The organism is Pseudomonas lyxosi (assembly GCF_047758685.1).
In the GTDB taxonomy this organism is placed as follows: Bacteria; Pseudomonadota; Gammaproteobacteria; order Pseudomonadales; family Pseudomonadaceae; genus Aquipseudomonas; species Aquipseudomonas lyxosi.
On the sequence record NZ_CP180481.1, the window covers coordinates 2,863,230 to 2,883,757 of the forward strand.

Consider the following 20,528-nt stretch of genomic DNA (forward strand, 5'->3'; position numbering starts at 1 on the left):
CCTGTTCGGGATTCGATGTCCGTCCGATGCTAGCAGCCTCTCGGGGGAAAACGACATAACTATGTATTGCACGACAAGTGGCCAGAGGTGATTGAATGACGAGATTACTGGCCGGGGCGGGATGTGAACGCCTAGACTTCGCCGATCTTCAGTTCAGGAATAGCCCGTGACCTCTATCTTCTGGTACGACTATGAAACCACTGGCATCAACCCCCGTTGCGACCGCCCGCTGCAAATGGCGGGGATTCGCACTGACTTCGATCTCAATGAAATAGACGAGCCGGTCAACCTTTACTGCCAGCCCGGTGAAGACATCCTGCCCCATCCGGCAGCCTGCGTTATCACGGGTATCACGCCCGGCCGACTGGCCGAGCAAGGCTTGAGCGAAGCCGATTTCATGACCCGGGTGCATGCCCAACTCGCTGCGCCCGGCACGTGTGGTGCGGGGTACAACACGTTGCGTTTCGATGACGAGATGACCCGTTACAGTCTTTACCGAAACTTTTTCGACCCTTATGCGCGCGAGTGGCAGGGCGGCAATAGCCGCTGGGACCTGATCGATGTGGTGCGTGCAGCGTATGCCTTGCGCCCTGACGGCATCGTTTGGCCGACGGACGACGAGGGGCGGATAACGCTCAAACTCGAACGCCTGACCGCCGCCAATGGCATTGATCACGGAAATGCTCACGAAGCGCTATCGGACGTTCGCGCCACCATCGCCCTGGCGCGTCTGATCCGGGAAAAGCAGCCGAAGTTGTATGACTGGTTGTTTCAGTTGCGCGGTAAACAAAAGGTGATGGATCAGATTCGGCTGTTGCAGCCGATGGTGCACATCTCCGGGCGCTTTTCAGCGGCGCGCAGTTATGTCGGTGTGGTGCTGCCATTGGCTTGGCATCCGCGCAACAAGAACGCCTTGATTGTCTGTGACCTGCACCTGGACCCTCAGGGCTTGCTCGATCTTGATGCCGACACCTTGCGTCAACGGTTGTATACCCGTCGCGATGACTTGGCCGAGGGCGAGTTGCCGGTGCCGCTCAAACTTATCCACATCAATAAATGCCCGGTGGTGGCGCCGTTGTCGGTACTTCGCTCTGAAGATCAGCAACGTTTGGGGCTGGATATGTCGCTCTACCAAGAGCGCGCGCTGCGGCTAAGTGACGCACAAACAGTTTGGCGAGATAAAGTTCAGGCGATTTATGCCAGCGAAGATTTCACCTCGAGCCAAGACCCTGAGCAACAGTTATACGATGGTTTTATCGGTGATCGGGATCGGCGTCTTTGTGAGCAAGTCAGGTCTGCCGACCCGGCTCAATTAGCGCAACAACAATGGCCTTTCGATGATGAACGATTGCCTGAATTATTGTTTCGATATCGCGCACGCAACTTCCCCGATACGTTGAATTTCGAAGAGCAAGAACGCTGGAGAATATTCTGTCAGCAACGTTTGTCAGCGCCCGAGTGGGGGGCGCCAAATACGCTGGAAACTTTTGTAGAAGCCGCAGCCCAATGGAGCATTACTGCTACATCGTTTCAGCGAGAGGTGCTGAATGAATGGCAGAATTATGTCCAGGAATTATGCAAACGTTTGAATCTTTGAAATCGAAAATGTTCGGGTGCTGAATGCCGGGCATAAAAAAACGCCAGCAGATGCTGGCGTTCTTTTTTGTCGCGGATGAGTCTGCGACAAGCGCTACGGCTTAGCCCAGCAGGGTAGCCCAGCCTTCAACCACGTCACCGCCCCACTTGGCTTTCCACTCTTTCAGAGTTTTGTGGTTGCCACCTTTGGTTTCGATGACTTCGCCGTTGTGCGGGTTTTTGTATTGTTTAACTTTGCGAGCACGCTTGGTGCCAGTAGTTTTTACTGCGCCGCCGCGTGGTGCTTTGGTTTTGGACTCTGGATCCAGTAGCGCAATGATGTCACGCAGAGACTTGGAGTACTCGCCCATCAGGGTGCGCAGTTTGCCTTCGAATTCCAGCTCGGTTTGCAGTTTGTCGTCTTGGGACAGGTTCTTCAAACGGGCTTGCAGCTCTTTGATAGCTTCTTCGGTGGCGCGGTATTCGTTGATCAAGGACATGAGGACTACCTTATGTTGGGGCGCTGGATGGCAGGTGACAGTGCGGCAATAATAGTCAGGGTGTTTCATCAAGTAAACATTTAACCGAAGTTTTATTTAAATTAGTTACGGTGAATAGGGCATAAATTGCCGGTGTAGTTAAATAGTGTGATGCAGTCATCACGAATATTCACAATTGGGTACTTGAAGATTGGCAACAGGAACACCATCGCGCGGGTTGCAGGTGCTGCCAGAAGCCGTGCCGCTTACCTTTGTGTCGGGCAAAACGTCATCAATACTGCAGTTTTGCTGCGCAATCGCTAGAATGGCCGCCTTTGCGAAGTTCTGGAGTTTGACCCTCATGCGCACTTTTCGGCTGGTGATTGCTTGCCCGGACCGCGTCGGCATCGTTGCTAAAGTCAGTAACTTTCTGGCGTCACATAACGGCTGGATCACTGAAGCGAGCCATCACTCGGACAATCTCAGTGGCTGGTTCTTCATGCGTCACGAAATTCGTGCCGATTCGCTGCCCTTCGGTATCGATGCCTTTCGCGAAGCGTTTGCACCGATTGCCGAAGAGTTCTCGATGAACTGGCGCATCACCGATACCGAGCAGAAAAAGCGCGTGGTACTGATGGCCAGTCGCGAGTCTCACTGCCTCGCCGACTTGTTGCACCGCTGGCACAGTGATGAGCTGGATTGCGAAATTTCCTGCGTGATCTCCAACCATGACGACTTGCGCAGCATGGTCGAGTGGCACGGGATTCCGTATTACCACGTACCGGTCAATCCGCAGGATAAAGAGCCGGCATTCGCCGAAGTCTCGCGCCTGGTCAAACAGCACGATGCCGAAGTGGTCGTACTTGCCCGCTACATGCAAATCCTGCCGCCCGAGTTGTGCCGCGAATATGCTCACAAGGTCATCAACATTCACCACAGCTTCCTGCCGTCGTTCGTCGGTGCCAAGCCGTATCACCAGGCATCGATGCGTGGCGTGAAGTTGATCGGCGCTACTTGCCACTACGTGACCGAAGAGCTGGATGCCGGTCCGATCATCGAACAGGACGTCGTTCGCGTCAGCCACAGTGACAGCATCGACGACATGGTGCGTTTCGGTCGGGACGTCGAGAAGATGGTACTGGCCCGTGGTCTGCGTTATCACCTGGAAGATCGGGTGCTGGTGCACGGCAACAAAACCGTCGTGTTCTGATAGCCATTCAACACCGTTGAAATTCGAAGGGCCTGGGCGTTCAATCGCTTCAGGCCTTTCGCCGTTTCTGCACTGAGGACATGACCATGGCCGATCCACTGGACAAAGCGACATCCAAAGCGCCCTCCACGTTGGGCGAAGGATGTTTGAGTCGTTACGACCCGGATGACATGAGCCCGGAAGATGGGACGGAGTTTCCCGGTGCCGCCGAGTTGTGGGAGCAGTTGAATCCGGAGTCCGACGATGAAATCGGGGAGGCCTAAAAAGATCGCAGCCACCGGCAGCTCCTACGCCTGTTTGAACTTCATCAACTTCTTCAGCAGCGGCCGCCCAAGCATCAGTAAAAATACCGGCCCGCCGACTACCAGATAAAAGTAATAAGTCACCGCTCGCCAGATCAGAATCGCCGCCGCCGCGGTGGATTTCCCCACCATCGGCGCCAGCAGCGCCGCGGACGTCAACTCCGCCGCCCCGGCACCGCCCGGCAACAGGCTGAACTGCCCCGCGCTCAGCGAAAGCATCTGGATCAGAAAGCTCCAGGCCCACTGCAAATCCGCCCCGAGCCCACGCAAGGCCAGATACAGCACGCTATAGCGCAAGATCCAATGCAGGCAGGTCAGGGCAAACACCGTGATGAGCGTCTGAAAGGGCAGTTTCAATGTGTCCGTGAACGCCGCCAGAAAGTGCAGGAGTTTTCGCGCCCAGCGCAGGCGCGTGGTGGTTTTGACATTCAGGCGAGCGAGCAATCGACCGCTCAGACGAATCAGCATTCGGTGGTAGCGGGCAACTACGACGCAACTGAACAACCCGCCGAACATCGAAATGGCGCTGACGGTCAGCAGCCATTCCATGCGTTGGCTGAGGTGCTGGAACAACGCATAAATCAGGATCCCGCTCAGCGCACAAAGAAAAAACAGCAGATCGCTCAGTTGATCCATGGCAAACACGGCGCTGCCCCGGGCCGGACGCACGCCATTGCGCGCCAACAGCGCCATGATCGTCAGCGGACCGCCGCTGCCACCGGGGGTGGCGCAGTAAGCGAACTCGGCGGCCATCACCACCCCGAGACTTTTTAGCGGGCCCACCTTGTCACGCTGATCCCCGAGCAACAGGCGCAAGCGCATCGTGTTCAGCACCCAGCACAGCAGGATCATGCCGAACATGATCAGTAACCATGTCAGCGGAAAGCTTCGCAGCCGATACCAGGTTTCGTTACCGCCCAGCAGCGACGGAATCAGCACCGCAGCGAGCAGCGCGACGAGCAGCAGAATCCCGCGACTCATGCGGCGCGACCCATACGGTCGCTTTGCAACAGCCAGCGTGCCTTGGTCATCGGCACACGTCCCTCGTCGAGCAAGCGCTTGAGGGTTTGCAGCCAGTAAGTGCGCGAAAATTCATGGCGCATATCCACCGGGTGCAGGCCGAGACGAATCACCGGTGCTTGCCGCCAGCGTTGTTCGCGTTGATCGCTGACCAGCTTCGACACCCCCCGGCGCCAGGCACTGCGCGCGCTCCAGACCAGGCCTGGTGCATCAACTGCTGTGAAGTCCGGTAGACGATACAGATGCTGCGAATCGCTGGTGTAACTCAGGGGTAACTGGCGCAAGGCCTGGCGCGTCCCTTCGCTCATCAACCAGGCCGGGGCGACAAAGCCCTCGAGCGGCCAGTGATAACGGTGGAACACTTCGATGCCGGCGCGCAGGCGGGCGAGGGCGGCTTCTTGAGACAGGCTGTAAAACTCGCCTTCGTGGGTGTAGATCCGGCGCATGAACCAATCTCGTGGTGTGTGGGGGGGCGGCTCTTCATCGCAATGAAAGTAACCGTGCAATGCCAGTTCGTCACCTCGGGCGATCCGATGGGTGAGCAAGCGTCGAAATCCCGGATGCTCCTCCAGATCGTTGTGCTTGTGGAAATTGGGCACCACCAGCCAGGTCATCGGCACCTCGCCCAAGGCGTCAACGGCGTCGACAAAGGGTTGATAATCGGCCCAGGTTTGCGGTGCGACGTCGTGCAGCACGAGTAACAGGCTGGGCGGGTTCATGGGCTCAACCATTGGCCGTCAGCGGCCAGTGGCTGCCGAGCACGGCGTGATAGTGCCCCAGCAGGCTGTTGACCACCGTGTCCCAGGAGTAATGCCGCTCGACATGGCTGCGGGCCTGTTTGCCCAAAACCACGCTGCCCGAACTGAACAGCTCGCGTACCGCGTTGGCCATCGCCAATGAATTATTCGGCGGGCAGAGCAGGCCGCATTGTTCGGTGATGATTTCCTGAAAGGACCCGGCCGCCACGGCCACCACCGGAATGCCACTGGCCATGGCTTCAAGAACCACCAGGCCGAATGTTTCCTGATCGCCGGCATGCAGCAGCGCATCGGCGCTGGCCATCAATCGCGCCACGTGTGCCGCCGGACAGAACTCACCGATCACGGTGACGTTGTCCGGCACCACGGCGGGCATCGACGAACCTACCAGCAGCAGGTGATAGCGTCGGCCCAGGCGTTTCATGCAGTCGAGCAGCACCGGCAGGTTTTTTTCCTTGGAGCCGCGCCCGGCGAAGATCAGCAAATGAGTGTTTTCATCAATGCCCAATTCGGCCCGCAGGCCCGTGTCTCGTGCAGTGGGATTGAAGGTTTGCAAGTCGACGCCCAGCGGTTGCACGAAAACGTTCTTCACCCCCAGCCCGATCAGTTTGTCGGCCATGACCTGGCTTGGCGCCAGAACCCGATCGAAGTTGCCATAGAGCTTGCTGACATAGGCTTCGACGTTGGTGGTGACCCAGTTGCCCATGCGATTGCTGACCAGCAGCGGCAGGTCCGAATGATAAAAGCCGATTACCGGGACATCGAGTTGCCGCCGGGCGTCGAGCGCCGCCCATGCGGTGAGGTAGGGGTCGCCGACCTCGATCAGGTCGGGCTGTAAATCCTGCAGAACATTGCGCCATGGCGCGAGACGGAGGGGGAAACGATAACCCTTGCCGAAGGGCAGGGCGGGGGCCGGAACCGTGTAAACGCCATCCTGTTCACTCAAGTAAGCCCCAGGAATCAGCAGACTGTGGCGAATGCCCGGCTTGATGCTCAGGCGACGGTGCTTTGCATCCAGATAAGTGCGCACGCCACCGCTGGCAGGGGCGTAGAACATGGTTATGTCAGCGATATGCATGATGAACATCCCTCCGGTCCGTTGGGCTCCCTTGGTTGACCTTTATGAAGGATAGATGTTCGGTTGGGGTTTTGTGGCGGGGGTGTCAGTGAGGTTTATCGATGTTTGATAGACCGCCATCGCGGGCAAGCCATGCTCCTGCAGGGTTTAGCGTGAACCTGTAGGAGCCGAGCTTGCTCGCGATGAGGCCTTATCAGACACTAAATACGGAAACTACCTACCAACTGTTTAAGCCGCGCCGCCTGCTGCTCAAGATCCGAGCACGCCCGCAACGTCGACTGCAGGTTTTCCACCCCTTCCTGATTCAGTGTGTTGATCTCGGTAATGTCCACGTTGATCGATTCAACCACGGCAGTCTGTTCCTCGGTCGCCGTGGCCACCGACTGGTTCATCCCGTCAATCTCGCCAATACGCAACGTCACGCTGTTCAACCGCTCGCCGGCCAGGTTGGCGATTTCGACGCTGTCCTGACTGTGGCGCTGGCTGTCGCTCATGGTGCTGACCGATTCGCGGGCGCCGACTTGCAGCTCCTCGATCATGGTCTGCACTTGTTGCGCCGATTCCTGAGTGCGGTGCGCCAGGTTGCGCACTTCATCGGCCACCACGGCAAAACCACGCCCGGCTTCACCGGCGCGCGCCGCTTCGATGGCCGCGTTCAGCGCCAGCAGGTTGGTTTGCTGGGAGATGCTGGTGATCACTTCGAGAATCTGCCCGATGTTCACTGTTTTGCTGTTCAGCGATTCGATGTTGGTGCTCGAGGCGCTGAGCATGCTCGACAGCTGATTCATCGCGACAATGCTGCGATCCACCACTTGCTGGCCATCTTCGGCCAGGCTGCGGGCATCGCTGGCCTGACTCGATGCTTGCGCTGCATTGCGGGCGATTTCCTGAGCGGCGGCGCCGAGCTGGTTGATCGCCGCGGCCACGCTGCTGGTGCGCGAAGCCTGTTGGTCGGAATTGAACATCGACGAGTTCGAGGCAGCCACGACACGCAGGGCCACTTCGTTGACTTGCCCGGTGGCCGACGACACTTCGCGGATCGAACCGTGGATGCGTTCCACGAAACGGTTGAACGCGGTACCGAGGACACCGAATTCATCGTTGTTCACGATGGTCAGGCGTTTGGTCAGGTCGCCTTCGCCGTCAGCGATGTCTGCCATGGCGCGGGTCATGACGTGCAGCGGCTGGATCAGGATGCGGATCAGCATGCCCAGCAGAGCGATGATGATGGCTACGGCAATGACCGTCGCAACGACCGCCGAGGCGCGGAATTCGGTGAGCATCGAGAAGGCTTTGTCTTTGTCCACCGACAGACCGATGTACCAGTTGACCGATGGCAGGCCTTTGATCGGGGTGAAGGTGACGATGCGGGTTTTGCCGTCGACTTCCACCTCACTGAAGTCGCTGCTCAGGCGCGGGGTATTTTTCGGGTATGCCTCGCTCAGGGACTTCATCACCATGGCTTTTTCCGGGTGAACCAGAATCTTGCCGTCGGCGCTGACCAGGAACGCGTAACCCATGCCATCGAAGTCGCGGGCGCTGAGGGTGTCGATCAGGGTTTGCAGGCTCAGGTCGCCGCCCACCACACCGACGCTTTGCCCGGCCTTTTTCGAGGCGGTGGCGATCGAGATGATGGTCTGGCCGGTGGCTGCGTCGATGTAGGGTTCGGTCAGGGTGGCGGTGCTGCTGCTTTCGGCGCCTTTGTACCAAGGGCGGACCCGTGGGTCGAAGCCGTCGGGCATCTTCGCATCCGGGCGGATGGTGAAGTGGCCGGTGGCGTCGCCCAGGTAGGACGCCATGAAGGTCGACGTCAGGGCTTTCTGCTCAAGCAGGCTGGAGACGGTGGCCTGTTCGGGGTTGATGGCGATGTTCTGGGCGAGGTTGTCGATCAGCAGGATACGGCCGGCCAGCCAGGTCTGGATGTTGTTGGCGGTGACGTCTCCCATCTCATTGAGGTAGTTATCCAGGTCTTCGCGAATGGCGTTGCGCTGCAAATAGTCGTTGTACAGCGTGAACGAGGCGAAGGCGGCAATGACGATGAGGGCGGCGGCAAGCAGGATTTTATGGCTGAAGCGCAGATTTTTGTTCATGGCTCGAGGGGTCCGCTAAGGTCTTATTGTTCGGGGCGCGTTGCTGCTAATGCGCGCAAAATGAGTGCGCAACGGAGCGAGTCGGTAATTCCTGCTCTCCATAGGGGAATGTCGGACCTTGCTTTCAATTGGGTCTCTCGCTTATTTCTATCGGCCGTGAAGGATCAAAGATTAACCATGGGTGACAAAATGCCTGACTCATTGCAACTCGTTATCGGTGCCGATCTCGCCGGGCAGCCCATTGCCCAGGCCATGCGTCTGGCGAACCGTCATGGTTTGGTCGCGGGCGCTACCGGGACGGGCAAAACCGTCACCTTGCAACGAATGGCCGAAGCATTCAGCGATGCCGGCGTGGCGGTGTTTGCCGCGGATATCAAGGGTGACCTGTGTGGTCTGGGCGCCGCCGGCAACCCTCAAGGCAAAATCGCCGAGCGGATTGCCGGGATGCCCTGGCTGAACCACACGCCTCAAGCGTATCCGGTGACCTTGTGGGACATTCACGGTCAGTCCGGTCATCCGTTGCGCACAACCTTGAGCGAAATGGGGCCGTTATTGATTGGCAGCCTGCTGGAGCTGACCGACAGTCAGCAGTCGGCGCTGTACGCCGCGTTCAAGGTGGCGGACCGTGAAGGGCTGTTGCTGCTGGACCTCAAGGACTTGAAGGCACTGCTCAATCACCTGCGCGACAACCCCGAATTGCTCGGTGACGACGCCGCGCTGCTGACCACCGGTTCCAGTCAGGCGTTGTTGCGGCGTCTGGCGACCCTGGAACAGCAGGGCGCCGAAGCGCTGTTCGGTGAGCCGGCGCTGCAACTCGAAGACATTCTGCAGCCGACCGTCGAGGGCCGCGGGCGCATTCACTTACTCGATGCCAGCCGTCTGGTGCACGAAGCGCCGAAGGTCTACGCAACGTTCCTGTTGTGGCTGCTGGCTGAACTGTTCGAGCAACTGCCAGAGCGCGGCGATTCGGACAAACCGCTGCTGGCGTTGTTTTTCGACGAAGCACATTTATTGTTCGCCGGTACGCCCAAGGCGTTGCAGGATCGTCTTGAGCAAGTGGTGCGGTTGATTCGCTCGAAAGGCGTTGGCGTGTATTTCGTCACCCAATCGCCGGGCGACTTGCCGGATGACGTGCTGGCTCAGCTCGGTTTGCGCATTCAGCATGGCTTGCGCGCGTTCACTGCCAAGGAGCAGAAATCCCTGCGAGCGGTGGCCGAAGGCTTCCGGCCGAACCCGGCGTTCGATGCCTTGTCGGTGCTGACCGAGCTTGGGATTGGCGAGGCGTTGGTCGGTACGTTGCAGGACAAGGGCACGCCGGAGATCGTCCAGCGGGTGTTGGTTGCGCCGCCGCAATCGCGGATCGGGCCGTTGAGCGAGACTGAACGCACAGTGCTGATCGCGGGGTCGCCGTTCAAGGGGCGGTATGACAAACCCGTTGATCGCGAATCGGCTTATGAAGTGTTGATGGGGCGCAAAGGGTTGGCGCCAGAGCCTGACGCTGTTCCGGGCAAACCGACAGCCGAAGAACCAAGCTTCACCGACAAGGCCGGGGAATTCCTCGGCACCGCGGCGGGGCAGGCACTGAAGTCAGCGATGCGCCAGGCGGCCAATCAATTGGGCCGACAGTTGGTACGCGGCTTGATGGGCTCGCTGCTCGGCGGCAGCAAACGTCGCTAACCAGATCGTTCCCACGCTCTGCGTGGGAATGCAGTCAGGGACGCTCCGCGTCCCAAAGCGTGACGCAGAGCGTCACAAGAGGCATTCCCACGCAGAGCGTGGGAACGATCGGTATCAGTGAGCTCAGGTTTTGGGTTTGGCGTGAGCCGCCAGCCGTTCCAGCGCCGCCCGCAGATTCGGATCGCTGATCCCGTCGGCTGTGGCCTGAATGGTCGCGCCTGCATCAGTCGACAAGCTGATGGTATGGCCGGCCGCCCCTTGCTGAACCGTGGGCGGCTGAACCTTGAACAGAATCCGCGTCAGGCTGGCGAATTCGTCGAACATCTGTAATTGCCGTTGCAGACGCTTTTGCTGATAACGCAGGCGGGTTGCCCAATGACCGTCGGTCACTATCAGCAACAAACTGCCTTCGCGCCACGACGCCACATGGCAATGTTCGCGGGCGGCGGGCTGCAATTGGCTTTCCAGCAGACGTTGTAAATGCCCCAGGCGTTGAGCGTGGCCGAAGATGGCTTTCAGCGGTTTGGCTTCGCGAAGCAGGACGGCGGGTGCTCTGGCCGTAAGAGGGCGAAATGCCATGATCAGACACCTGAAGTAACAGAGCTGCCATGGTAGCAGAAAGCACCGGATGCACCCGAGCCATTGCTTTGCGAGCGCTTTACCCATTAAATCAACAAGTAACTTCTGTCGTGAATGGCTTGAAGTTGAGCAAAAAGCCCTTATTTTAAGTGAGCCCCGTCACAGCGCTGTGCCAGCATCGTGGAATAACGCCACTTTCCTCACCATCGTTTCCGGGTAGAATGCTCGTTCGCATGCGGCCATGAGGGCTGCTCGGGCGACTCACGGGGCCGCCCTCCATCCCTTTAGTGTGGAAGATCCTGCCGATATGTTTGCGCCTTTGTTAAAGAAACTTTTTGGAAGCAAGAACGAGCGTGAAGTCAAACGCATGCTCAAGACGGTGCAACTCGTCAATGCCTTCGAAGAGCAAATGGTGGCCCTTTCGGACGATCAATTGCGTGCCAAGACAGATGAGTTCAAGGCCCGCATCGCCAAAGGGGAAACCCTCGACAAGCTGCTGCCAGAAGCCTTTGCGGTCGCCCGCGAAGCCGGTAAGCGCGTCATGGGTATGCGCCACTTCGACGTCCAGCTGATTGGCGGCATGACCTTGCATGAAGGCCAGATCGCGGAAATGCGTACCGGTGAAGGCAAGACCCTGGTGGCAACACTGGGCGTTTACCTCAACGCGCTGTCCGGCAAAGGCGTGCACGTTGTGACGGTGAACGACTATCTGGCCCGTCGTGACGCCAACTGGATGCGTCCGCTCTACGAATTCCTCGGAATGTCGGTCGGTGTTGTCACGCCGTTCCAGCCGCCGGAAGAGAAACGTCTGGCTTACGCTGCCGACATTACCTACGGCACCAACAACGAATTCGGTTTCGACTACCTGCGCGACAACATGGCGTTCAGCATGGAAGAAAAATTCCAGCGCGAACTCAATTTTGCCGTGATCGACGAAGTCGACTCCATCCTCATCGACGAAGCCCGTACCCCGCTGATCATTTCCGGTCAGGCCGAGGACAGTTCCAAGCTGTACATCGAGATCAACAAACTGATCCCGCAGCTTGAGCTGCACATCGAAGAAGTGGAAGGCGAAGTCACCAAGGCCGGCCACTACACCGTCGACGAGAAGACCCGTCAGGTCGAGCTCAACGAAGCCGGTCACCAGTTCATCGAAGACATGCTGACCCGCGTTGGCCTGCTGGCTGAAGGCGAGAGCCTGTACTCGGCGCACAACCTCGGTCTGCTGACTCACGTTTATGCCGGTCTGCGCGCTCATAAACTGTTCAATCGCAACATCGAATACATCGTGCAGGATGGCCAGGTCGTACTGGTCGACGAACACACCGGTCGTACCATGCCGGGTCGCCGTCTGTCCGAAGGTCTGCACCAGGCCATCGAAGCCAAGGAAAACCTGAACATCCAGGCCGAAAGCCAGACCCTGGCCTCGACCACGTTCCAGAACTACTTCCGTCTGTACAACAAGCTGTCCGGCATGACCGGTACCGCCGACACCGAAGCGTTCGAATTCCACCAGATCTACGGTCTGTCGGTGATGGTTATCCCGCCGAACAAACCGCTGGCGCGTAAAGACTACAACGACCTGGTGTTCCTGACCGCCGAAGAGAAATACGCGGCGATCATCAATGACATCAAGGAATGCATGACCCAGGGCCGTCCGGTACTGGTGGGTACTGCAACCATCGAAACTTCCGAGCACATGTCTGCGCTGCTGCAGAAGGAAGGCATCGAACACAAGGTTCTGAACGCCAAGTTCCACGAAAAAGAAGCCGAGATCATTGCCCAGGCCGGTCGCCCAGGCGCACTGACCATCGCCACCAACATGGCCGGTCGTGGTACCGACATCCTGTTGGGCGGTAACTGGGAAGTGGAAGTGGCCACCCTGGAAGACCCGACCCCTGAGCAGATTGCCCAGATCAAGGCCGACTGGCAGAAACGTCACCAGCAAGTGCTCGAGTCGGGCGGTTTGCAGGTGATTGCTTCCGAGCGTCACGAATCGCGCCGTATCGACAACCAGCTGCGTGGTCGTGCCGGTCGTCAGGGTGACGCTGGTTCCAGCCGTTTCTACCTGTCGCTGGAAGACAGCCTGATGCGCATCTTCGCCTCTGATCGGGTGAAGAACTTCATGAAGGCCCTGGGCATGCAGCCTGGCGAGGCGATCGAGCACCGCATGGTGACCAACGCCATCGAGAAGGCTCAGCGCAAGGTTGAAGGCCGCAACTTCGACATTCGTAAGCAACTGCTCGAGTTCGACGACGTCAACAACGAACAACGTAAAGTGATCTATCACATGCGTAACAGTTTGTTGGCCGCCGACAACATCGGTGAAACCATCGCCGACTTCCGTCAGGACGTGCTCAACGCAACCGTCAGCGCGCACATTCCACCGCAATCGTTGCCTGAGCAGTGGGACGTGGCCGGTCTGGAAGCGGCGTTGCAGAGCGACTTCGGTGTGGCGCTGCCGATCCAGAAATGGCTCGACGAAGACGATCACCTGTACGAAGAAACCCTGCGCGAGAAGCTCATGGCCGAGCTGCTGGCCGCGTACAACGAGAAAGAAGAGCAGGCGAGCGCCGAAGCGCTGCGCACCTTCGAGAAGCAAATCGTTCTGCGTGTGCTCGACGACCTGTGGAAAGACCACCTGTCGACCATGGATCACCTGCGTCACGGCATCCACTTGCGTGGTTATGCACAGAAGAACCCGAAGCAAGAGTACAAGCGCGAGTCCTACACGCTGTTCTCCGAGCTGCTGGATTCGATCAAGCGCGACTCGATCCGTGTGCTGTCCCACGTTCAGGTTCGCCGCGAAGATCCGATCGAAGAAGAACAACGCCTGCGTCAGGAAGCCGAAGCACTGGCTGCACGCATGCAGTTCCAGCACGACGAAGCACCGGGTCTTGAGCAACCGGAACTGCTGGGTGAAGAGGTCGATGTTGCCCTTGCCACTGCGCCGGTACGCAATGAACAGAAGCTGGGCCGTAACGAACTTTGCTACTGCGGTTCGGGCAAGAAGTTCAAGCATTGCCACGGGCAGATCCAGTAAAACCCGTTTCATACGCTGAAATACCCGCGCCGCGACCGGCTTATGCCGTCGCGGCGTTTTGCCATTTAAACCACCGTTCTTCCTGAAAGCGGTGCTGACATCATTTATTAAGGAGCGCATTCATGGCTGTTGGTCTTGGTCCTTTGCCAACGTTGCACCCGGTTGCCGGTTTTGAACTCGGTATCGCCTCGGCTGGCATCAAGCGCCCGGGGCGCAAGGATGTTGTGGTCATGCGCTGTGCCGAAGGTTCCACGGTCGCAGGCGTGTTCACCCTGAACGCCTTTTGCGCGGCTCCCGTGATCCTGGCCAAGCAGCGTGTGCAAGGTCCGGTGCGTTACCTGTTGACCAATACCGGCAATGCCAACGCCGGCACTGGCGAACCAGGCCTTGCTGCCGCCGAGCGCACGTGCGCCAAACTGGCTGAGCTGACTGGCGTCGACGCCAGCCTGGTGCTGCCGTACTCCACCGGTGTGATCGGCGAGCCGCTGCCGGTCGAGAAAATCGAAGGGGCTCTGCAAGCCGCCCTCGACGACCTGTCGGTCAACAACTGGGAAGCTGCCGCCACCGGCATCATGACCACCGACACCCTGCCCAAAGGTGCCTGCCGCCAGTTCCAGCATGACGGCGTGACCATCACCGTCACCGGTATCAGCAAAGGCGCGGGCATGATCCGCCCGAACATGGCGACCATGCTCGGCTACATCGCCACCGACGCCAAAGTCTCCCGCGACGTGCTGCAAAACCTGCTGCTGGACGGTGCCAACAAGTCGTTCAACCGCATCACCATCGACGGCGACACTTCGACCAACGACTGCTGCATGCTGATCGCCACCGGTCAGGCAGCGCTGCCGGAAATCACTGAAGCCAGCGGTGATTTGTTCGCCAAGCTGAAACAGGCCGTGTTCGAAGTGTGCATGGACGTGGCCCAGGCCATCGTTCGTGACGGCGAAGGCGCGACCAAGTTCGTGACCGTTGAAGTCAACGGCGGCGGCAATCATCAGGAATGCCTGGACGTCGGTTACACCGTGGCTCACTCGCCGCTGATCAAGACCGCACTGTTCGCCTCCGACCCGAACTGGGGCCGCATTCTGGCCGCCGTCGGCCGTGCCGGCGTACCGAACCTGGACGTGAGCAAGATCGACGTGTTCCTCGGAGAGGTGTGTATCGCCAGCCGTGGCGCTCGCGCATCGACCTACACCGAAACCCAGGGCGCGGCCGTGATGCAGCAGGAAGAAATCACGATCCGTATCGAACTGGGTCGCGGTGATTGCAGCGAAACCATCTGGACCACTGACCTGTCCCACGAATACGTGAAAATCAACGCCGAATACCGCACGTAAGACCGAGTCGCTCCCATCGCGGGCAAGCCTTGCCCGCGATGACGGACAGCCAGACGCTAGAGATTCTGGCCTGTACCCCTCATCAAAAGGTCCCGAACATGAGCCTTCACCTGATCATCGGCGACAAACTGATTTCCTCCTGGTCCCTGCGCGGCGCGTTGGCCCTCGACCTGGCCGGCGTTCCTTACACCGAAGAACTGATCAAGTTGAACCAGCCGGATACGCGTGAGCGTCTGCTCAAGCACTCGCCGACTGCAAAAGTCCCGTTGCTGAAAACCGAACACGGCACCATCGCCGACTCCCTGGCGATTGCCGAGTATCTGGCAGAGCAGTTCCCCGACGCCGGCCTCTGGCCCAAAGACACCGCCGCCCGCGCCCAGGCCCGTTCGGCCTGCGCGCAGATGCACAGTGGTTTCTTCGCCATGCGCGGCAACATGCCATTCGACTTGAGTCACGACGCTGCGCTATCGCAAACACCGGCAGACGTCCAGGCCGACATTGAGCGTATGTTGGCGTTGTGGGCAGAGTGCCGCGCCGCCGCCACCGAAACCGGTCCGTTCCTGTTCGGCGGTGCGACCCTGGCCGATGCCTTCTTCGCACCGATCGCCGTGCGCCTGCGCACCTATCAGGTGAGGCTGCCCGCAGCGGACGCGGCCTATGTTGAAACCATCTACCAATGGCCGGCCTTCAAGGCTTGGCAGAAGGCGGGTCTGGAGGAGGTCGGGCAGTGAAGCGAGTACACGTAGCTGCCGCTGTCATCCGCGATGGCAGTGGCAAGATCCTCATTGCCCGCCGTGCCGACACCCAGCATCAGGGTGGCCTGTGGGAATTTCCCGGTGGCAAGGTCGAGGCAGACGAGTCCGTCACAACCGCTCTTGGCCGCGAGCTTCATGAAGAGTTAGGCATTGTCGTCGATGTCGCTCGCCCGCTGATCAAGGTCCGGCACGATTATCCGGACAAGCAAGTGTTGCTGGACGTTTGGGAAGTGTCGGCCTTTACCGGCGAACCGCACGGCGCCGAAGGCCAGCCGCTGGAATGGGTCGCGCCTCGCGATCTGGTGAACTACGAGTTCCCGGCGGCCAACCAGCCGATTGTCGCGGCTGCGCGGTTACCCGCGCAGTATTTGATTACCCCGGAAGACCTGGAAACCCCGGTCTTGCTGCGAGGTATTCAAAAAGCCATTGCGGGCGGCATCAAGCTGATCCAGTTGCGGGCGCCCAATGGCTACGATCCGAAGTACCGTGATCTGGCGGTGGACGCGGCGGGGCTGTGTGCCGGCAAGGCGCAGTTGATGATCAAGGGGCCGTTCGAGTGGCTGGGAGATTTCCCGTCCGCCGGTTGGCACATCACCTCCGCGCAACTGCGCAAATACGCAGCGGCTGGCCGCCCGTTACCGGCGTCGCGCTGGCTGGCGGCGTCCTGCCATAACGCTGAAGAGCTGGCGTTGGCCGAGCAGATGGGGGTGGATTTTGTGACCCTGTCACCGGTGCAACCGACCCTGACTCATCCGGGGGCTCAGCCGCTGGGTTGGGAACAGGCTTGCGCGTTGATCGAAGGTTTCAGCAAGCCGGTGTTCTTGCTCGGTGGTGTTGGCCCGGCGGATCTTCAGAAAGCCTGGGAGGCAGGGGCTCAAGGTGTGGCGGGGATTCGAGCGTTCTGGCCTGAGGCGTAGCACCCGATCATTCCCACGCTCCGCGTGGGAATGCCTCAACGGACGCTCCGCGTTCGGCTCTTGATGGGACGCAGAGCGTCCCGGGCTGCATTCCCACGCAGAGCGTGGGAACGATCAGTTAAAGGGTTTGGCAGCCGGCTGCCAAAGTATTTCGGTAATCCCTTGCCGCTTGGCAATCAACCGCGCCACCACAAACAACAAGTCCGACAACCGATTGATATACGCCAACCCAACCCCGGCCAACGGTTCGACGGCGTTCAAATGCTGACACCGACGCTCGGCACTGCGTGCCAGGCTTCTGCACACATGGGCCTGGGCAATCAACGCCGAGCCACCCGGCAGAATGAAATTCTCCAGCGGCCCCAGTTCTTCATTCCACATATCAATCGCGGCTTCCAGACGTTCGACTTCTGCCGAGTTCAGCGCCTGATAAACCGGCATCGCCAGTTCACCACCCAAGTCGAACAACCGATGCTGGCAAGGCGCCAAAACCTCGATCACCTCGTTCAATCCTGGGTAGGTGCCACTTTCCGCCGCCAACCCGGCCAGCAGCACACCCACCTGACTGTTCAGCGTATCGACCTCGCCAATGGCTTCGATCCGCGGATGATCCTTGGGCACGCGGCGGCCGTCGCCCAGCCCGGTTTCGCCTTTGTCGCCGGTGCGGGTGTAAATCTTCGACAAGCGAAAGCCCATGGTTACCTCGATAGCTGATTGAATTCTTGAGAGACGAGCGGGGTGCCCGCCAAGGGCAGGCGCAAGGTGAAACAGGTGCCTTGGCCCAGGGTCGATTGCACTTCCATCTGACCCTTGTGGTTGTTGGTAATGATGAAATACGAGACCGACAGGCCAAGGCCGGTGCCCTGACCGATTTCCTTGGTGGTGAAGAACGGCTCGAAGGTGCGTTTGCGTACGCTCTCGCTCATGCCGATGCCGTTGTCTTCAACCTGGATTTCCGCCCACGGCGGATTCAGCTTGGTGCGCAGAATGATCCGTCCCGGCTCGCGGTCGTCTTCACGTTGGTGAATCGCCTGAGCGGCGTTTTTCAACAGATTGAGCAGCACTTGCTCCAGTTCGTTCGCAGTGCCGGGCACGGGGCCCAACGCTGGATCGAACTGGCGAATGATTGCCTGGCCCTTGAAGTCGAAACCAATCGCCAGGTCGAAGTCGTTGCCGGCGATTTCCACCGCCTGATCGATCAGCGCCGGCAGGTCGCAGGGGGCCATTTGCCGGGTACTGCGGCGACTGAAACTGAGCATGTGCGTGACAATCTTTGCCGCGCGGGCGCCAGCCTGTTGAATGCCGTCGAGCAACTGTGGCACTTCGCGCGCTTGCAGGTATTTGTTGACCGTTTCCAGCGCGATCCCGATTTGCTCGGCTTGTTCGAGGTTCTTCGGCAGATCAGGCGAAAGGCGTCGGCGAATGTTCTGCACGTTGTGCAGGATCGCGCCTAACGGGTTGTTGATCTCGTGGGCCATGCCCGCGGCGAGGCCACCGACCGAGAGCATTTTTTCCGACTGCACCATCATTTCTTCCAGCGACAGGCGCTGAGTGATGTCGTCGATCCGGATCACCACACCACGCCCGGCGCCGCCCATCAGCGGGTAGAACGTCAGCGCGTAGTGCTTGGGTTCTTCGTCCTTGAGCCACGTCACTCGTTCAATCTTGGCCACTGTGTGCTGCTCGACGGTTTGCTTGAGTTGCGGCAGAAACGGCTTGAGCGGTTCGAAGGCAAGGAAGATCGGCTGGTTCAAGGCTTCGTCGAGGCGCGTGCCGGAGAGGGCGCTGGCCTCCTGATTCCACTGCGTCACGTAGAGCTGTTCATCAAGGGCGATCAGCGCCGAGGGCATGGAATCGATGATGCTGTTGAGGTAGTTCTGGAAACCGGTGAGCTTCTTCTCGATCTTGCTGCGCACCTGGACTTCGAGTTCCAGTTTGCGATTGGTATGGCGGGTCTCTTCGGCCAGACCCTGAGCCTGGTCATACGCAGCCTGGGAATCGTCCCGGGCCCGCTTGAGTTGCTGCTCCCGGGCTTCGATCCGCGAGAGCATGGTGTTGAACGCCTCGGCGAGGCTGCCGATTTCGTCATGGTTGCCTCGGGAGGCGCGCAGGGCGTAGTTCTCTTCCCGGGTCACTTGTCGGGACAACTCTTCCAGCTGATGAATTGGCCGGGTGATCAGGCGTTTGATCTGCCGGGCGATCACCAGCCACAACAGCACACTGAAGATCAGAATCCCGAGGCTGGCGGTCAGGGTCCCGGTGTAGAACGCCATCGGCAGTTCGCTGCTGGCGACCAGTAACAGGTGACCGGGCGCGGTGCCTGGGCGGGGCAGGGTGATGATTTGATTGCTGCGAAACTCGGTGGCTTGCCAGGATTCAATGTGTCGATAACGCGTTGGCAGGCTCAGATTTTCGCCATGCTGCAACTGCGCCAGACGCTCGCCCTTGCCGTCATAAAGAGCCGCCGCGCGCAGCGGAGAATAGCTGTTGAGTTCATTGAGCAGGCGTTCGGCGCTTTGCGGTGACTGCAAGGCTTCGGACACCAGGCTGGGGTTGGACACCAGGCGGCCGATGGTCTGCAAGGCCTGAGGTGCCATGCTTTCCTGGGAGATGTAGTACGCGGCGCTGATAAAGGTCAGGTTGGCGACCAGCAGGACGGTGGTCAACAGCACCAGCAGGGCGGCCAGCAATTTCTGGCCGACCGGGAGGTTTTCAAGGCGCTGGCGCAATGGCATCAGGTTCATCGCTGAAAAGGAACAAGTGGCCAGCGTAGCCGCTGCTCAGTCGCTGGGCAATCCAAGGCTGTGCAGATGGGTAATCAACCTTTGCTCAAGTTGATTGAGGTGCGGCAGGTTGAGTTGATGCCTCGCGGCGACTTTGCAGGCATGACCCAATAGATAGCTGATCTCGGTCCGTCGCTGGTTCGCGACGTCCTGGTACATCGAAGAGTAGTTGGCAGCGGTCGCGTGAATCACCCGCTCGACTTCCTGTTGTAGGTCCTCGGCCGCTGCCGGTTGACCGCACCGCTCAAGCAACTCGGTCAATTCGCCGCAAAGGGTGGCGACTTCGCAGTGGTGTTCCTGTAAACCGCCATTACGGCAATCGTGCAGCACGGTCAGCGGATTGATCGCACAGTTGAGCGCCAGTTTTCGCCACAGCCGGGTCAGAATGTCGGTGCTCCACTCGTGGGGAATACCGGCGGCGCTCACGTCATCCAGCCAGATCGGCGCCACGGGATGCCCGGTATCCCCCAGCCAGGTGTAACCGTGGCCGGCGAATACCACGCGCCAGTCGCCATCGCGAAAGGCGCCTTCGGTGCTCGACGCACAAATGCAGCGAGCCTGCGGCACCTGCGTGGCGACGGCGTCCTGGCTGCCAAGACCGTTCTGCAACAGGATCAGCTCGGCGTCGGGGGCCAGGCGCGGCGCCAGTTGGGCCACGGCTTTCTCGGCATCGTAGGCTTTGCAGGCCACCAGCAGACGGTTGATCGGTTCATTGTTGTCGGGTGTCTCGGCGGGCACCGGATAGCACTGCGCTTTACCGTGTTCGACCAGCGTCAACCCACCCGCCGCCTCATACGCCTGCAAGCGTGCAGTGTCCCGCACGATCAGCTTGACCGGCACGCCGGCCCGCGCCAGTCGAGTGGCCCATAAGGTGCCAAGGCTGCCGGCGCCCAGAACATGCCAGGTGGTGGACATCAGCTTT

Annotated in this window: 17 protein-coding genes and 1 pseudogene; 8 read left to right on the forward strand and 10 right to left on the reverse strand. The window is 59.5% G+C overall.

The features are described 5' to 3' along the window. The first annotated feature begins 166 nt into the window (after window positions 1-166). Entirely contained in the window at window positions 167-1,597 is a 1,431-nt protein-coding gene (gene sbcB / locus ACMXYI_RS13105; RefSeq protein ID WP_415773529.1) for an exodeoxyribonuclease I, read from the forward strand. Window positions 1,598-1,697: 100 nt separating this feature from the next. Here the strand turns inward: sbcB and mvaT are convergent, their stop codons facing one another. Continuing rightward, window positions 1,698-2,075 (reverse strand): histone-like nucleoid-structuring protein MvaT, encoded by a 378-nt coding sequence (gene mvaT, locus ACMXYI_RS13110; RefSeq protein ID WP_007933316.1) that lies wholly within the window; start codon window positions 2,073-2,075, stop codon window positions 1,698-1,700. A 340-nt stretch (window positions 2,076-2,415) separates the two neighbouring features. Between mvaT and purU the strand changes: the two genes are divergently transcribed. Together purU and ACMXYI_RS13120 are read left to right on the forward strand one after the other, a co-directional pair. Continuing rightward, window positions 2,416-3,264, forward strand: a complete 849-nt coding sequence (purU, locus tag ACMXYI_RS13115) for a formyltetrahydrofolate deformylase (protein WP_008147434.1) — start codon at window positions 2,416-2,418, stop codon at window positions 3,262-3,264. A gap of 86 nt (window positions 3,265-3,350) precedes the next feature. Then, window positions 3,351-3,527 carry a hypothetical protein gene (locus ACMXYI_RS13120; RefSeq protein ID WP_415773530.1) on the forward strand — a complete coding sequence of 59 codons (177 nt, stop codon included), beginning with the start codon at window positions 3,351-3,353 and terminating at the stop codon, window positions 3,525-3,527. Between the two features lie 24 nt (window positions 3,528-3,551). Here the strand turns inward: ACMXYI_RS13120 and ACMXYI_RS13125 are convergent, their stop codons facing one another. The 5 genes and pseudogenes from ACMXYI_RS13125 to ACMXYI_RS30880 all read right to left on the reverse strand — a co-directional run. After that, entirely contained in the window at window positions 3,552-4,547 is a 996-nt protein-coding gene (locus ACMXYI_RS13125; protein ID WP_150658549.1) for a lysylphosphatidylglycerol synthase transmembrane domain-containing protein, read from the reverse strand. After that, the gene (locus ACMXYI_RS13130) at window positions 4,544-5,317 is read right to left on the reverse strand and encodes a DUF2334 domain-containing protein (RefSeq protein WP_415773532.1); all 774 of its coding nucleotides are present in this window, start codon (window positions 5,315-5,317) and stop codon (window positions 4,544-4,546) included. The genes ACMXYI_RS13125 and ACMXYI_RS13130 overlap by 4 nt, the downstream gene beginning before the upstream one ends. Beyond that, complete coding sequence (locus ACMXYI_RS13135; RefSeq protein WP_415773534.1) at window positions 5,310-6,431, reverse strand: glycosyltransferase family 4 protein; 1,122 nt, start codon at window positions 6,429-6,431, stop codon at window positions 5,310-5,312. Before ACMXYI_RS13135 ends, ACMXYI_RS13130 begins: the two co-directional genes overlap by 8 nt. Before the next feature lie 191 nt (window positions 6,432-6,622). Beyond that, window positions 6,623-7,387 carry a methyl-accepting chemotaxis protein gene (locus tag ACMXYI_RS30875; protein ID WP_428608872.1) on the reverse strand — a complete coding sequence of 255 codons (765 nt, stop codon included), beginning with the start codon at window positions 7,385-7,387 and terminating at the stop codon, window positions 6,623-6,625. Window positions 7,388-7,480: 93 nt separating this feature from the next. Continuing rightward, window positions 7,481-8,512 (reverse strand): annotated as a pseudogene (locus ACMXYI_RS30880) (HAMP domain-containing protein); the annotation flags it as partial. 189 nt (window positions 8,513-8,701) lie between these two features. Between ACMXYI_RS30880 and ACMXYI_RS13145 the strand changes: the two are divergent. Continuing rightward, window positions 8,702-10,189 (forward strand): helicase HerA-like domain-containing protein, encoded by a 1,488-nt coding sequence (locus ACMXYI_RS13145; RefSeq protein ID WP_415773537.1) that lies wholly within the window; start codon window positions 8,702-8,704, stop codon window positions 10,187-10,189. A gap of 123 nt (window positions 10,190-10,312) precedes the next feature. On the opposite strand, the gene ACMXYI_RS13150 is transcribed toward ACMXYI_RS13145, so the two are convergent. Further along, window positions 10,313-10,768, reverse strand: coding sequence for a DUF721 domain-containing protein (locus ACMXYI_RS13150; RefSeq protein WP_008147416.1), 456 nt, complete (start codon window positions 10,766-10,768; stop codon window positions 10,313-10,315). Window positions 10,769-11,075: 307 nt separating this feature from the next. On the opposite strand from ACMXYI_RS13150, the gene secA reads away from it, so the two are divergent. The 4 genes from secA (at window position 11,076) to ACMXYI_RS13170 (ending at window position 16,823) form a co-directional block, all read left to right on the forward strand. Continuing rightward, window positions 11,076-13,811: a preprotein translocase subunit SecA gene (gene secA / locus ACMXYI_RS13155; RefSeq protein ID WP_415773538.1), complete on the forward strand. Its 2,736-nt coding sequence runs from the start codon at window positions 11,076-11,078 to the stop codon at window positions 13,809-13,811. A gap of 122 nt (window positions 13,812-13,933) precedes the next feature. Beyond that, window positions 13,934-15,151: a bifunctional glutamate N-acetyltransferase/amino-acid acetyltransferase ArgJ gene (gene argJ / locus ACMXYI_RS13160; protein ID WP_415773539.1), complete on the forward strand. Its 1,218-nt coding sequence runs from the start codon at window positions 13,934-13,936 to the stop codon at window positions 15,149-15,151. 98 nt (window positions 15,152-15,249) lie between these two features. Further along, the gene (locus ACMXYI_RS13165) at window positions 15,250-15,882 is read left to right on the forward strand and encodes a glutathione S-transferase family protein (protein ID WP_415773541.1); all 633 of its coding nucleotides are present in this window, start codon (window positions 15,250-15,252) and stop codon (window positions 15,880-15,882) included. Continuing rightward, on the forward strand, window positions 15,879-16,823 hold the full coding sequence (locus ACMXYI_RS13170; protein ID WP_415773542.1) for a Nudix family hydrolase: 945 nt from the start codon (window positions 15,879-15,881) through the stop codon (window positions 16,821-16,823). Before ACMXYI_RS13165 ends, ACMXYI_RS13170 begins: the two co-directional genes overlap by 4 nt. 114 nt (window positions 16,824-16,937) lie before the next feature. Here the strand turns inward: ACMXYI_RS13170 and ACMXYI_RS13175 are convergent, their stop codons facing one another. The 3 genes from ACMXYI_RS13175 to ACMXYI_RS13185 are packed head-to-tail and all read right to left on the reverse strand — an operon-like array spanning window position 16,938 to window position 20,521. Beyond that, on the reverse strand, window positions 16,938-17,519 hold the full coding sequence (locus ACMXYI_RS13175) for a cob(I)yrinic acid a,c-diamide adenosyltransferase (RefSeq protein WP_415773543.1): 582 nt from the start codon (window positions 17,517-17,519) through the stop codon (window positions 16,938-16,940). A 2-nt stretch (window positions 17,520-17,521) separates the two neighbouring features. Next, window positions 17,522-19,558 (reverse strand): sensor histidine kinase, encoded by a 2,037-nt coding sequence (locus tag ACMXYI_RS13180; RefSeq protein WP_415773544.1) that lies wholly within the window; start codon window positions 19,556-19,558, stop codon window positions 17,522-17,524. A 45-nt stretch (window positions 19,559-19,603) separates the two neighbouring features. Then, entirely contained in the window at window positions 19,604-20,521 is a 918-nt protein-coding gene (locus ACMXYI_RS13185) for a putative 2-dehydropantoate 2-reductase (RefSeq protein WP_415773545.1), read from the reverse strand. Between the last annotated feature and the right edge of the window lie 7 nt (window positions 20,522-20,528).

What these genes read in the sequence shown, in the direction of transcription:
- mvaT (WP_007933316.1), bottom strand. Translation starts at nt 2,075, where the DNA reads ATGTCCTTGATCAACGAATACCGCGCCACCGAAGAAGCTATCAAAGAG.
- purU (WP_008147434.1), top strand. Translation starts at nt 2,416, where the DNA reads ATGCGCACTTTTCGGCTGGTGATTGCTTGCCCGGACCGCGTCGGCATC.
- ACMXYI_RS13120 (WP_415773530.1), top strand. Translation starts at nt 3,351, where the DNA reads ATGGCCGATCCACTGGACAAAGCGACATCCAAAGCGCCCTCCACGTTG.
- ACMXYI_RS13125 (WP_150658549.1), bottom strand. Translation starts at nt 4,547, where the DNA reads ATGAGTCGCGGGATTCTGCTGCTCGTCGCGCTGCTCGCTGCGGTGCTG.
- ACMXYI_RS13130 (WP_415773532.1), bottom strand. Translation starts at nt 5,317, where the DNA reads ATGGTTGAGCCCATGAACCCGCCCAGCCTGTTACTCGTGCTGCACGAC.
- ACMXYI_RS13135 (WP_415773534.1), bottom strand. Translation starts at nt 6,431, where the DNA reads ATGTTCATCATGCATATCGCTGACATAACCATGTTCTACGCCCCTGCC.
- ACMXYI_RS30875 (WP_428608872.1), bottom strand. Translation starts at nt 7,387, where the DNA reads ATGTTCAATTCCGACCAACAGGCTTCGCGCACCAGCAGCGTGGCCGCG.
- ACMXYI_RS13145 (WP_415773537.1), top strand. Translation starts at nt 8,702, where the DNA reads ATGCCTGACTCATTGCAACTCGTTATCGGTGCCGATCTCGCCGGGCAG.
- ACMXYI_RS13150 (WP_008147416.1), bottom strand. Translation starts at nt 10,768, where the DNA reads ATGGCATTTCGCCCTCTTACGGCCAGAGCACCCGCCGTCCTGCTTCGC.
- secA (WP_415773538.1), top strand. Translation starts at nt 11,076, where the DNA reads ATGTTTGCGCCTTTGTTAAAGAAACTTTTTGGAAGCAAGAACGAGCGT.
- argJ (WP_415773539.1), top strand. Translation starts at nt 13,934, where the DNA reads ATGGCTGTTGGTCTTGGTCCTTTGCCAACGTTGCACCCGGTTGCCGGT.
- ACMXYI_RS13165 (WP_415773541.1), top strand. Translation starts at nt 15,250, where the DNA reads ATGAGCCTTCACCTGATCATCGGCGACAAACTGATTTCCTCCTGGTCC.
- ACMXYI_RS13175 (WP_415773543.1), bottom strand. Translation starts at nt 17,519, where the DNA reads ATGGGCTTTCGCTTGTCGAAGATTTACACCCGCACCGGCGACAAAGGC.
- ACMXYI_RS13180 (WP_415773544.1), bottom strand. Translation starts at nt 19,558, where the DNA reads ATGCCATTGCGCCAGCGCCTTGAAAACCTCCCGGTCGGCCAGAAATTG.
- ACMXYI_RS13185 (WP_415773545.1), bottom strand. Translation starts at nt 20,521, where the DNA reads ATGTCCACCACCTGGCATGTTCTGGGCGCCGGCAGCCTTGGCACCTTA.